Consider the following 13,504-nt stretch of genomic DNA (forward strand, 5'->3'; position numbering starts at 1 on the left):
GGCCCCGATTCGGCCATCAACAGCTGTGCAGAACACTGTGCATAAACCGGGTTGTGACCCATTGGCCAGGGGTTCGGGCTGACCTATGGTGGACCTCCCGGCGCCGGTCGGGGTGCCGAAAGGATTGGGCATGACTGGTCATGATCCCGTGATCCAGGTGGAGGACCTCACAAAGTCATTCGGCGATGTCCTCGCCCTGGACAAGCTGTCGCTGCAGATCAACCCGGCCGAGGTCCACGGCTTCCTGGGGCCCAACGGGTCCGGAAAATCTACGACGCTGCGTGTGCTGCTGGGCCTGCTTCGTCCAGACTCCGGAACGGTCAGGGTCTTCGGCGGAGACCCGTGGCGGGACGCGGTGTCCCTGCATCGCCGCCTGGCCTACGTCCCGGGGGAGGTGCAGCTCTGGCCCAACCTCTCCGGCGGCGAGGTGATCGACGTGTTCCTGCGGCTGCGCAGTCGCGACGCAGGATCCAGGCATGTGACCCGGCGCCGCGACGAGCTGATCGAGCGCTTTGGTCTGAACCCTCGCAAGAAGACCCGCACCTACTCCAAGGGCAACCGGCAGAAGGTGGCGCTCATCGCGGCCCTGGCGGCCGACGTCGACCTCCTGCTCCTCGACGAGCCGACCTCAGGACTGGATCCGCTGATGGAGGTGGTCTTTCAACAGATCATCGCCGAGACCCGGCGGGAGGGCCGGTCGGTGCTGCTCTCGAGCCATATCCTGGCGCAGGTCGAGGCCCTCGCGGACCGGATCTCCATCATTCGTCAGGGCCGCACCGTTGAATCTGGCAGTCTCTCGCAGATGCGCCACATGACCCGCACCACGATCGAGGTCGAGACCCAGGGCTCCACCGCCGGACTCCAGCAGCTCGAAGGGGTTCATGATCTGCGCATGAAGACCACCGCCGGTGCCAGCCGCACTGTCCTGGAGGTCGACAGCGACCAGCTGGCGCAGATCACCGCGCACCTGGCATCCCTGGGCGTGCAGTCTCTCGTCGCCCATCCTCCGACGCTCGAACAGCTCCTGATTCGGCACTACGGAGTGATCCCGGAGTCCCATCCTTCCGCCTCCAGCAACTCCGTCTCCAAGACTTCAGCACCATGACGACGGCGCAGGCCCGGTCCTCCAGCAGGTCCGGCAACAGGTCCGGCAACAGGTCCGGCAGCACCAGCGGTCAAACCCAGGCGAGCCTGGTCGGCACCGGCGTCCTGCTGCGGTTTCTGCTGCGTCAGGACCGGGTTCGGCTGAGCCTCTGGGTGGTGGGCATCGGGCTGATGAGCTTCTACGTGGCCAACGCTGTGCAAGCACTGGTGACCGACGAGGCGGAGCTGGCCCAGATGGCGGGGCTGTTCGCGGAGCCGGTCGGACGGCTGATGACTGGTCCGGCCTACGGCATGGAGTCACCCACCTTCGAGCGCTTCTATGCGGCCGGCTATGTGCTGTTCATCTACATCCTCACCGCTCTGATGAGCATGTTCACCGTGGTTCGGCACACGCGCGCCGAAGAGGCCTCCGGCAGGGCGGAGCTTCTGCGTGCCGATGTGCTGGGTCGGCACGCCACGCTCACCGCGGCGCTGATTCTGGTGCTGCTGGCCAATGCAGCGGCGGCGGCGCTGGTGCTCCTCGGTGCGCTCTCCGGTGGGTTCGCGCTGACAGGGTCGCTGCTGGTGGCCGGTTCCGGGGCATCCGTCGGACTCTTCTTCGCCGCCGCGGCGGCTCTCGCCGCCCAGCTGACCGAGACCTCCCGTTCGGCCTCCGCACTAACCGGTGCCCTGCTGGGGCTGGCGTATCTGATCCGGATGCTTGGTGACATGGCGGCCGTCGAGGGAACCACGCTGTCCTGGTTCTCCCCCCTCGGCTGGTCCCAGCAGACCGCCCCCTACGTCGAAGATCGCTGGTGGCCGCTGCTGCCCTGTCTGGCGCTGGCCGCCGCAGCAGTCCTCGGCGCGTACGAGCTGAGCACCCGGCGCGATCTCGGGGCCGGGCTGCTGCCCTCCCGGCTCGGCAGGTCCAGGGCTCGGCCCCGGCTGGCGACACCCCTAGGTGTGGCGACGCACACCCTTCGCGGCGGTCTGCGCGGCTGGGGGATTGCAGTCGTCCTCTGTGGAGCGCTCTTCGGCAGCTACGCCCAATCCATGGTCGACACCGCCGCGGACCTGCCCGAAGAGTTCCGCAGCTTCTTCAGCGGAGAGACTGTGCTGCTGGGATATCTGGCCTATATGGCGATGTTTCTGGCACTCTTCGTCGCGGCCGCGGGAGTCGGCGGGGTCCAACAGCTGCGTGGTGAGGAGAAGCACGGGCGAGCAGAGTGGATTCTCAGCGCTCCGCTGAGCCGGACTCGCTGGATCGGTGCGCACCTCGCCGTGATCCTCGGCGGACTCAGCATCATGCTGGTGCTCACCGGCCTGGCCACAGGTGCAGCGGCCGTGGCCGTGCTCGCGGATGAGCCCGGTGATCACTTCACCGACATTCTGCTGGCCAGTCTGCATCAGGGGCCCGCCGTCCTGGCTGTGCTGGGACTGACGTTCGCCGCATACGGCTGGGCGCCTCGGTTCGCCGGGGTGCTGGGTTGGACCGTTCTCGGCTACGCGGCCGTGATCACGAACTTCGGTCCGCTCCTGGATCTGCCGGAGATCTTCTTCGAGCTCAACGTGTTCGGACACCTCGCGCAGTACCCGGTGGAGGCTTTCGAATGGGGTCCGGTGATCTGGCTCAGCGCCATCGGAGTGGGCGGGATCCTCCTGGGATTCACAGGCTGGCACCGCCGAGAGATCCCCAGCGGCTGACCTGCAATGACGCGGAAGCAAAGAGTTGTTCCACAGGCCTCTCCACAGAAGCTGTGGAATACTATGGGCAGAATTTCACCGATGTATATGAGGGGAGCAGCGTGCCTGCTGAGTCAGAGATCGATGTGCCGCGCCAGTGGCAGCAGGTGCTCGCAGAGCTCCGTGAGAACCATGGCATCGGGGCCCTGAACCTCACTGATGTGGGACGAGCAGTCCCGCAGGGGGAACAGCTCCTCGGCGAGACGCTGCTGCTGACGGTGGCAGTCCCCCACGAGCGGGTTCGCGAACTGATGCAGGCGACTCTGACTGTTCAGCTCAGCGATGCGCTGCGCACCGTGTTCGGCAGGGAGGTCCTCTGCGCCTACGTGATCGATCCTGAGATGTCTCAGCGTCAGCGCGAACACACCATCGACAGCACCGCTCCCTCGGCGCCCTCGGCCGCTTCTGCCTCCTCCACCGCCGTGGATGATCTCTACCCCAGTGAGACGGTCGTCGAACAGCCGCGGCGGGGACTCGCCGCAGACGCGGCGCCCTACGACCGCGCCGAGCGTGCACCGGAGCGCCGAGGCATCGGTTCGGGCCGCGAACGTGACGAGTTCGGTCAGCCGAGCTTCCCGCCCACGGATTATTCGCAGTATGAACGCCCCGAGCCGACGCAGCGCGAGCAGCGCCTCGTCGAGCGCCGTCCGAGCCGTCCGGCCCCGGCAGAATCCTTCACCGCCAGCGGCGGCGGTGAGTCCTACGAGACCTCCCGGCTGAACCCGCGCTACACCTTCGACACCTTCGTCATCGGCTCTTCGAACAGGTTCGCCCATGCGGCCGCGAACGCCGTGGCAGAAGCTCCCGCGAAGGCCTACAACCCGCTGTTCATCTACGGCGACTCCGGGCTGGGCAAGACCCATCTGCTCCACGCCATAGGGCACTACGCCCAACGGCTGTATTCCGGCATCCGGGTGCGCTACGTGAACTCGGAGGAGTTCACCAACGACTTCATCAACTCCATCCGCGATGACGAGGGCGCCAGCTTCAAGCACCTCTATCGCAATGTGGACATCCTGCTCCTCGACGACATCCAGTTCCTCGCCGACAAGGAACGCACGGTGGAGGAGTTCTTCCACACCTTCAACACCCTCTACAACAACAACAAGCAGGTCGTCATCACCTCGGACCTGCCGCCCAAGCAGCTCTCCGGCTTCGAGGAGCGGCTCCGGTCACGGTTCGAGTGGGGCCTGATCACCGATATCCAGCCGCCTGAGCTCGAGACGCGCATCGCGATTCTGCGCAAGAAGGCCACGGCGGAGAACTTCTCCTGTCCCGACGATGTGCTCGAATACATCGGTTCCAAGATCTCCACCAACATCCGTGAGCTCGAGGGTGCGCTGATCCGAGTCACCGCGTACGCCGCGCTGAACAAGCAGGCGGTGGATCTGTCGCTTGCAGAGCAGGTCATGCGGGATCTGATCTCCGATGACCACGCCCAGGAGATCACCTCCGAGCAGATCATCAATGCCACCGCGGACTACTACAACTTCACGGTCGAGGAGCTGACCTCGAAGTCACGCAATCGGACCCTGGTGACGGCGCGTCAGATCGCCATGTACCTGCTGCGCGAGCTCACCGAGATGTCGCTGCCCAAGATCGGTCAGGCACTCGGCGGCCGCGACCACACCACCGTAATGTATGCCGAACGAAAGATCCGTGAGCTCATGGCCGAACGTCGGGCCGTCTTCAACCAGGTCACGGAACTGACCAACAAGATCAAACAACAGCGCTGATCCACCCGCAGAATGACCTGAGTTAAGTCAAGCTCGTCCCTGACACCTGTGGAGAAGCTCCTGCTCCACAACTCACACCGTTGTCATTTGTTGTGCTGGTTGGGATTCAGGGAAGTTGACAGCGTCGATCTCCACAGGTTTTCCCACATATCCACAGGCACCGGTGGAGTTTTCCCGATTCTTGTTAACAGCTGTGGATAAAACAGTGCACGAAGCGGTGCAGAAGCCGACTTTTCTGTGGATAACTGCGCTATGCCTGGGGAACGGCCTCTTGGACCCTCTTCGAATCTCCACTGCCGGTGCACAGCTGAAGCGACGGCGGTCCACCGCTGGGTGCACAGAGGATCTCGGACAGGGCAGGCGAAGGAGGCGGTTATCCACAGATTCCACAGCACCTGTTAACACTTCTGACCCTTAACCCTTTTAAATGACAGAGAACAATCACCTGGCTCGCTGAAACGAGGATCCAGCCGGAGAACACCCACCGCCACGATCTTTGAGATCCTCGGCCCCAACGATGTCTCAGTCTGATCCTCGGATCCCAGATCTTGTGGCTGATGACCCGCCATGGGGCTCATATGGTGGTCGCTGAGATCTTTGCTGGCTTCTGCCGCGCTCTTGCAGGTAAGCTCGACACTCGACACAGCCACCAGATGCTTGACATTGCGCACTGGGCTGTCGATGAGCCACAAGAAGGGCAGGGATCAGTGGAGTTCACTGTTGAGCGGGACGTTCTTTCCGAAGCAGTCTCTTGGGCTGCCCGTTCGCTGTCTCCCCGACCCCCGGCGCCGGTCCTGGCAGGGCTGCACATCACCGCGGCTGATCAGACCGTCACCATCTCCAGCTTCGACCATGAGATCTCCGCCCAGCTGCACATCGAGGCGGACGTGCAGCAGTCCGGGACGATCCTCGTCTCAGGGCGGCTCCTCAATGACATCGTGAAATCCCTGCCGAACGCCCCGGTCACCGTGCATCTGCAGGACGCACGCGTCCAGCTGACCTGCCGATCCTCGAAGTTCACCCTCTCCACCATGCCGGTGGACGAGTATCCTGAGCTCCCTGGCATGCCGGAGCTCGCCGGCACCGTGGACGGTGCGGCATTCGCCCGCGCGGTCTCCCAGGTGATCACCGCGGCGTCGAAGGACGACACGCTGCCGATCCTCACCGGCGTGAAGGTCGAGATCGAGGGGGACACCATCACCTTCCTGGCGACTGACCGCTACCGGCTTGCCATGCGAGAGATCAACTGGTCCCCGGCGGACCCCGAGATCTCCACCTCGGTGCTGATCAAGGCCAAGACGCTCAACGACGTGGCGAAGTCCCTCGCCGGGGCCGGATCCCTGCAGATCGCGCTCTCCGAGACCGCCGAGCTGGTCGGCTTCTCCTCCGGCGGGCGGCGGACCACCTCTGTGCTGGTCGACGGGGACTATCCGAAGATCCGGCAGCTGTTCCCGGAAGAGACCCCGATCCACGCCGTGGTCAACACCGCAGAGTTCATCGAGGCGGCCCGCCGCGTCTCCCTGGTCTCCGAACGCAATGGCCACGTGCGGCTGCAGTTCACCCAGGACAACGAGGTCATCCTCGACGCAGGAGTCGACGACGCGGCCTCCGCCTCCGAGGTCATCCCCGCCACACTCACCGGTGAGGCGATCACCGTCGGATTCAACCCGGCATACCTCAACGAAGGGCTCAGCGTCATCGACACCGAGTTCCTGCGCTTCTCCTTCGTCTCGGCGCCCAAGCCGGCGATGATCACCGGTCAGGCCGAAGCCGACGGCGAGAAGGCCATCGACTTCCGGTATCTGCTGATGCCGGTGCGCCTGATCAACCCGTAGCCCTGGCAGCCCAGGAGACCATGCGGATCTCACAGCTCACACTCACAGACTTTCGCAGCTACGCCCACGCGCAGCTGACATTGGAGCCTGGCCCCAACGTGCTGCTGGGATACAACGGGGTGGGCAAGACCAACATCGCCGAAGCCATCGGCTACCTCTCCACGCTGAGCTCGCACCGGGTGAGCCAGGACGGGCCCCTGGTCCGACATGGAGAGAAGCAGGCCTTCATCCGGGCCGATGCGCATCGTGGATCTCGGCAGGCGCGACTCGAGGTCGAGATCAACCCGGGGCGCAGCAACCGGGCCCGGATCAATCGCGGAAACCCGGTGCGGGCCACCGATGTGCTGGGGATCCTGCGCACCGTGCTCTTCGCTCCGGAGGATCTGGAGCTGATCAAGGGGTCCCCCGCTGTTCGGCGTCGGCTTCTGGATGATCTCGCGGTGCAGCTGCGTCCGGCGCTCGGCAGGGTGCGCCTGGACTACGAGAAGGTGCTCAAACAGCGCAACGCCCTGCTCAAGTCGCTGCGCCATGAGGGGTTCACGGCCACTCATGAGTCCACGCTCGCGGTATGGGACCACCAGCTCTCCGAAGCTGGATCTCACCTGCTCAAAGCCCGATTGGAGATGCTCACGGCGCTTCGTCCCCACACGGCGACCGCCTACGGGCAGCTCTCCGGCAGCGTCCGCACGGCGCGGCTGAAGTACCTCAGCTCCCTTGATGCCGCGGGCACGAACGACGAGGATCCAGACGGCGAGATGGCCGCTGCCCCGGACACGGAGGGAGCACCGGCCGCCGATGCGGGTGCCGGGAGCTCGACCGTGCCTGGGACGGCCGACGTCTCGGCCCTGGAATCGGCCTCCCGCGAGGAGCTGGCGGCGCTGATGGTTCAGCGTCTCGGGGCAGCCCGGCGGGAAGAACGGCATCGCGCCATCACCCTGGTGGGTCCGCACCGCGACGACATCGCCTTCACCCTGGACGAGGTGCCGGTCAAGGGCTTCGCCTCGCATGGAGAGACCTGGTCCTTCGCGCTGGCGCTGCGGCTGGCCGCGTACCGCGTGATGGTCGACGACGATCCCGGTGAAGGCGCCCAGCCGGTGCTGATCCTCGACGACGTGTTCGCCGAGCTCGACTCCCGGCGTCGACGGCGCCTCGCCGAACTCGCCGCCGAGGCGGAGCAGCTCATCGTGACTGCGGCAGTGGACGACGACGTACCGGCCAGCCTCATGCGCAACGCGCTGCGGGTGGAATCGGTGGATCAGATCAGCCAGGTGACCGTCCATGAACGAGATTGAGGACCCGCTCCACGATCATGAGGACGCCGCCAAGATCCTGCTGGCCCGGATGCGCGCGGCTGCCCGCGGGCGCGGAGAGCATCGGATGCGCGGAATCCCGCGCGGCTCCTCGCTCGCCGGTGACCCGCGCAGCGGCGCCAAAGAGGCCCAGGCACGGGGGAAGAGCACCGGGGGATCGCAGTCCGGGGCGGACCGGCGTGATCCGAACCTGCTCGGCGGAGTCGTCGGGGGGCTCATCAAGACCCGCGGCTGGAGCTCTCCTGTCGCGGTGGGCTCGGTCATCGCACGCTGGGAGCAGCTGGTCGGCTCTGCCATCGCGCAGCACTGCAAGCCGGAGAAGTTCGAGAACGGGGTGGTGGAGGTCCTCTGCGACTCCACCGCCTGGGCCACGAACCTGAAGCTCATGCAGCCGCAGCTGATGGACGTGTTCAACACTCAGCTCGGCCCGGGGATCGTCACCGGTCTCTCGATCCGCGGTCCCGCGGCGCCGAGTTGGAAGAAGGGGCGCTATTCGGTGCGCGGTCGGGGCCCACGAGACACCTATGGCTGAAACGCCAGGCTGCGATATGCCGCGCTCGGGCCCACCCAGTGGAACCCAACCTCATCCGGGCATCCCCGAGATGGTCCCAGGCCGGTTCCCCGGCCGCTGACCATGAAGTCTGGGCGTCCACAGCGTCCAAAAAATGCGATTCTGGGGCGATGGCGCGGTAGACTGGAGCGACGGCCCGAGCGTACCCACCACTCGGGCTGGTCTGTGTCATGACAAGGTCGACCTTCACGACCTTCCCGGCAACTCAAGGAGACGGCATAGCCCGTGACCTCGGCTAACGAGAACAAGCAGCACCAGGGCAACTACGGCGCCTCGGACATCACCGTCCTGGAGGGCCTGGAAGCAGTCCGCAAGCGTCCCGGCATGTACATCGGTTCCACCGGTGAGCGCGGTCTGCACCACCTGGTCTACGAAGTGGTCGACAACTCGGTGGATGAGGCCCTGGCCGGCTACTGCTCCCACATCCAGATCACCATGCAGGACGACGGCGGCGTCCGGGTCGAAGACGACGGCCGCGGCATTCCGGTGGACATGCATCCCACCGAGGGCAAGCCCACCGTCGAGGTCGTGATGACCGTGCTGCACGCGGGCGGCAAGTTCGGCGGCAGCGGCTACGCGGTATCCGGCGGCCTCCATGGAGTCGGCATCTCGGTGGTCAACGCGCTCTCCCAGAAGGTCCGCACCACCGTGCGTCGGCAGGGCTATGAGTGGAGCATCGGCTTCGGCAACGGCGGCGAGACCACCGAGCAGCTCAGCCGGGGCCCTGAGACCGATTCCACCGGCACCACCATGACCTTCTACCCGGACCCGTCGATCTTCGAGTCCATCGAATTCGACTTCGAGACGCTGCGCGCCAGGTTCCAGCAGATGGCCTTCCTGAACAAGGGCCTGCGCATCACCCTGCGCGATGAGCGCAACATTCCGGGCAACGCCGTGGTCCACGACGAGGTGCTCGAGGAGCACCACGAGGAGACCGAGGCCGAGCTGGAGCCCACCGAGGCCGGCGGCGGCCATGACGGCATCATCGAGACTCCCAAGGGCCGCGTCGTCGTCTACCAGTACGACTCCGGGCTGCTCGACTACGTCAACCACCTCAACGCCACCAAGCGGGCCGAGGTGGTCCACGACGACGTCATCGCCTTCGAGACCGAGGACACCGAGCGCGGCATGGCCGCCGAGCTCGCGATGCAGTGGACGCTGTCCTACTCGGAATCGGTGCACACCTACGCGAACACGATCAACACCCACGAGGGCGGCACCCACGAAGAGGGCTTCCGCGCCGCGATGACCACGTTGATCAACCGGTACTCCCGAGACAAGCAGATCCTGCGTGAGAAGGACGACAACCTCACCGGCGAGGACATCCGCGAAGGTCTCACCGCGGTCATCTCGATCAAGCTGCGCGAGCCGCAGTTCGAGGGGCAGACCAAGACCAAGCTGGGCAACACCGAGGCCCGCGGCTTCGTGCAGAAGGTCGTCAACGAGAATCTCGGGGACTGGCTGGAGCGAAACCCCGGCCCGGCGCGCGACATCGTGCGCAAGGCCCAGTCAGCGGCTCATGCTCGCGTCGCGGCCCGCAAGGCCCGCGAGAACGCCCGCCGAAAGTCTCCGCTGGAGACCATGGGCATGCCCGGCAAGCTCGCGGACTGCTCCTCCAAGGACCCCTCCGAGTCCGAGATCTACCTGGTCGAGGGTGACTCGGCCGGCGGCTCGGCCAAGCGTGGCCGCGACCCCCGCACCCAGGCGATCCTGCCGCTGCGCGGAAAGATCCTCAACGTGGAGCGGGCACGGCTGGACCGGGCGCTGGGAAACCAGGAGGTCCAGTCGATGATCACCGCCTTCGGCACCGGCATCGGCGAGGACTTCGATCAGGCCAAGCTGCGCTATCACAAGATCGTGCTCATGGCCGATGCCGACGTGGACGGTCAGCACATCACCACGCTGATGCTGACCCTGCTCTTCCGCTATATGCGCCCGCTGATCGAACACGGCAACGTGTTCCTCGCGCAGCCGCCGCTGTACAAGATCAAATGGCAGACCGGTCCGCAGGATTACGTCTACACCGACGCCGAGCGTGATGTCGCGCTGTCTGAAGGTCGGGCCAAGGGGCGCAAGCTGCCCAAGGAGCTCGGGATCCAGCGCTATAAGGGACTCGGTGAGATGGACTACTCGGAGCTGTGGGAGACCACCATGGATCCGGATCACCGCACCCTGCTCCAGGTCTCCATGGAGGACGCCGCTGCCGCCGACGAGGTGTTCTCCATCCTGATGGGTGAAGACGTCGAGTCCCGCCGCGGATTCATCCAGCAGAACGCCAAGGACGTCCGCTTCCTCGACATCTGACCCGCTGCCAGCCCGTGCAGGGCGCAGCCGCGAGACGATGCCGATTTCCGCATAAGGGAGAACACCACACGTGAGTGACAACACCGAAGAACCGCAGGACCCGCAGGGCGGGCCGTCCGAGGCCGTTGAGGGCGTCGTCGTCGAAGAGGTCGTGACCACCGACCGGATCCGGCAGATCGACCTGCAGACCGAGATGAAGCGGTCCTACCTGGACTACGCGATGGCAGTGATCGTGGGCCGCGCGCTGCCCGATGTGCGCGACGGGCTCAAGCCGGTGCACCGCAGGGTGCTCTACGCGATGTACGACGGCGGCTACCGCCCGGACCGCTCCTTCAACAAGTGCGCCCGCGTGGTCGGCGACGTGATGGGCAACTATCACCCCCACGGCGACTCGGCGATCTACGACGCCCTGTCCCGGCTGATCCAGGACTGGGTGATGCGCTACCCGCTGGCCACCGGCCAGGGCAACTTCGGCAACCCCGGCGACGACGGCCCGGCGGCCCCGCGTTATACCGAGACCAAGATGGCCCAGCTGGCCATGGAGATGGTCCGGGACATCAACGAGAACACCGTCGACTTCCAGGACAACTACGACGGCAAGCAGCAGGAACCCGTCGTGCTGCCCTCGCGCTTCCCGAACCTGCTGGTCAACGGCTCCTCCGGCATCGCGGTGGGCATGGCCACCAACATTCCTCCGCACAACCTGCGCGAGGTCGCCGACGGCGTGAAGTGGTATCTGCAGAACCCGCAGGCCAGCCGCGAAGAGCTGCTCGAGGCGCTGCTGCAGCGGATCAAGGGCCCAGACTTCCCCACCGGCGCACAGATCCTGGGCACCCGTGGGATCGAAGAGGCCTATCGCACCGGCCGCGGATCGATCACGATGCGCGCAGTGGTCAGCGTCGAGGAGCTCCAGGGACGCACCTGCCTGGTGGTCACCGAGCTGCCCTACCACGCGAACCCCGACAACCTGGCCCGAAAGATCGCGCTGCTGGTCAAGGACGGCAAGGTCTCCGGGATCGCGGATCTGCGCGATGAATCCTCCGGACGCACCGGCCAGCGCCTCGTCGTCGTGCTCAAGCGCGATGCCGTGGCCAAGGTGGTGCTGAACAACCTCTACAAGCACACCCAGCTGCAGGAGAACTTCTCCGCGAACATGCTGGCCCTGGTCGACGGCGTGCCGCGCACGCTGAGCCTGGACGCCTTCGTCCACCACTGGGTCACACACCAGATCGACGTGATCGTCCGGCGCACCCAGTTCCGGCTCGACAAGGCCCAGCGTGAGGCCCACATCAAGATCGGGCTGCTCAAGGCTCTGGACGACCTGGACCGCGTGATCGCCACGATCCGCGCCTCCTCCACCGTCGACGAGGCCCGGCAGAACCTGAAGTCTCTGCTGGAGATCGACGACGACCAGGCCCAGGCCATCCTCGACATGCAGCTGCGCAAGCTGGCCGCCCTGGAGCGCCAGCGCCTGCAGGACGAGTACGACGAGCTGATGAAGATGATCGAGGACTTCCAGGACATCCTGGCCTCAGAGGATCGCCAGCGCCGGATCATCAGCTCTGAGCTGGACACCATCGTGGACAAGCACGGCGATGACCGCCGCACCCACATCCAGCTGGGCTACGACGGTGACATGTCCATGGAGGATCTGATCCCCCAGGAGGACGTGGTCGTCTCGATCACCCGCGACGGCTACGTGAAGCGGACCAAGATCGACAACTACCGCGCCCAGCACCGAGGCGGCAGGGGAGTCCGCGGCGCCCAGCTGCGCACCGACGACATCGTCGAGCACTTCTTCGTGACCACCACGCACCACTGGATCCTGTTCTTCACCAACCTCGGCCGGGTCTACCGCACCAAGTGCTACGACCTGATCGAGTCCGGTCGCGATTCCAAGGGCCAGCACGTGGCCAACATCGTGGCGTTCCAGCCCGATGAGCACATCGCCGGCGTGCTGCCGCTGCGCACCTATGAGGATGCCCCCTACCTGGTGCTGGCGACGAAGCGCGGACTGGTGAAGAAGACCGTGCTCACCGACTACGACACTCCCCGTCAGGCAGGCGTGATCGCGATCAACCTGCGCGAGGACGACGAGCTGGTCTCCTCCAAGCTGATCTCGTCCGCCGATGATCTGATGCTGGTCTCCCGCAAGGGCCAGTCGCTGCGCTTCACCGCCACCGACGAGGCGCTGCGACCCATGGGTCGCGCCACCTCGGGCGTCACCGGCATGAAGTTCCGCGAGGAGGACGAGCTGCTGGCCGCCGACGTGGTGACCGAGGACTCCTATGTGTTCGTCGTCACCGAGGCCGGCTATGCCAAGCGCTCCGATGTCAGCGAATACCGGGTCCAGGGCCGCGGCGGCCTGGGCATCAAGGTGGGCAAGCTGGTGGAGGACCGTGGTGACCTGGTCGGCGCCATGGTCGTCGAGGACGACGACGAGGTCCTGGTCGTCATGGAATCCGGCAATGTGGTCCGGTCTCCCGTCTCAGGCGTGCCCTCCAAGGGCCGTGACACCATGGGGGTCATCTTCGCGAAGCCGCGCAAGAAGGACCGCATCCTCAAGGTCGCACGCAACTCCGGGGTGACCCTGGCCGCCACGGGTGAAGCCGAGGGTGCAGCTGAGGGTGCAGCTGAGGGTGCAGCTGAGGCCACGACGTCGGAGCCCGGGACACCAGGTGCTGCCGCCGGCGAAGCTGAGCGTCCCGACGCGGCCGATGCAGTAGCGTTGGTCCCTGATGAAGCGGACCGGGATGAATCGGACCGAGACGATGCCTGATGGAGGACTTCAGTGAGCGCAAGCAACGGCGCAGGTAATTCAGGGAGCCAGACGGGCTCCTCCGCGGCGCGGCCGGCCAACCGGTTCCCCGCGCCTCGGCCGCGTGCCCAGGCCGCTGGCGGAGCCACCACATCCCCCCGTCC

The 13,504-nt window shown here is 65.7% G+C and carries 7 protein-coding genes and 1 pseudogene; all 8 read left to right on the top strand.

All coding sequences use genetic code 11. The features are described 5' to 3' along the window. Window positions 1–208: 208 nt before the first annotated feature. Window positions 209–1,105, top strand: a pseudogene (locus LSI54_RS06360) (ABC transporter ATP-binding protein); the annotation flags it as partial. Next, window positions 1,102–2,787, top strand: coding sequence for an ABC transporter permease (locus LSI54_RS06365; protein WP_241477976.1), 1,686 nt, complete (start codon window positions 1,102–1,104; stop codon window positions 2,785–2,787). The pseudogene LSI54_RS06360 and the gene LSI54_RS06365, both read left to right, overlap by 4 nt. A gap of 290 nt (window positions 2,788–3,077) precedes the next feature. Beyond that, window positions 3,078–4,562 (top strand): chromosomal replication initiator protein DnaA, encoded by a 1,485-nt coding sequence (gene dnaA, locus LSI54_RS06370; protein WP_446740421.1) that lies wholly within the window; start codon window positions 3,078–3,080, stop codon window positions 4,560–4,562. Window positions 4,563–5,269: 707 nt separating this feature from the next. Beyond that, window positions 5,270–6,397, top strand: a complete 1,128-nt coding sequence (gene dnaN / locus LSI54_RS06375; RefSeq protein WP_241465676.1) for a DNA polymerase III subunit beta — start codon at window positions 5,270–5,272, stop codon at window positions 6,395–6,397. Between the two features lie 20 nt (window positions 6,398–6,417). Further along, window positions 6,418–7,689 (top strand): DNA replication/repair protein RecF, encoded by a 1,272-nt coding sequence (gene recF / locus LSI54_RS06380; RefSeq protein ID WP_241477977.1) that lies wholly within the window; start codon window positions 6,418–6,420, stop codon window positions 7,687–7,689. Continuing rightward, the gene (locus LSI54_RS06385; protein ID WP_241465674.1) at window positions 7,676–8,239 is read left to right on the top strand and encodes a DUF721 domain-containing protein; all 564 of its coding nucleotides are present in this window, start codon (window positions 7,676–7,678) and stop codon (window positions 8,237–8,239) included. The genes recF and LSI54_RS06385 overlap by 14 nt, the downstream gene beginning before the upstream one ends. Window positions 8,240–8,503: 264 nt before the next feature. Further along, window positions 8,504–10,582: a DNA topoisomerase (ATP-hydrolyzing) subunit B gene (gene gyrB, locus LSI54_RS06390; protein WP_241465673.1), complete on the top strand. Its 2,079-nt coding sequence runs from the start codon at window positions 8,504–8,506 to the stop codon at window positions 10,580–10,582. Window positions 10,583–10,652: 70 nt separating this feature from the next. Then, window positions 10,653–13,361 (top strand): DNA gyrase subunit A, encoded by a 2,709-nt coding sequence (gene gyrA, locus LSI54_RS06395; RefSeq protein ID WP_446740418.1) that lies wholly within the window; start codon window positions 10,653–10,655, stop codon window positions 13,359–13,361. Window positions 13,362–13,504 lie beyond the last annotated feature (143 nt).

Source organism: Nesterenkonia sp. AY15 (assembly GCF_022565855.1).
In the GTDB taxonomy this organism is placed as follows: Bacteria; Actinomycetota; Actinomycetes; order Actinomycetales; family Micrococcaceae; genus Nesterenkonia.

Excerpts from the sequence above, each read along its gene's own strand:
- LSI54_RS06365 (WP_241477976.1), top strand. The coding sequence starts at position 1,102 with ATGACGACGGCGCAGGCCCGGTCCTCCAGCAGGTCCGGCAACAGGTCC.
- dnaA (WP_446740421.1), top strand. The coding sequence starts at position 3,078 with ATGCAGGCGACTCTGACTGTTCAGCTCAGCGATGCGCTGCGCACCGTG.
- recF (WP_241477977.1), top strand. The coding sequence starts at position 6,418 with ATGCGGATCTCACAGCTCACACTCACAGACTTTCGCAGCTACGCCCAC.
- LSI54_RS06385 (WP_241465674.1), top strand. The coding sequence starts at position 7,676 with ATGAACGAGATTGAGGACCCGCTCCACGATCATGAGGACGCCGCCAAG.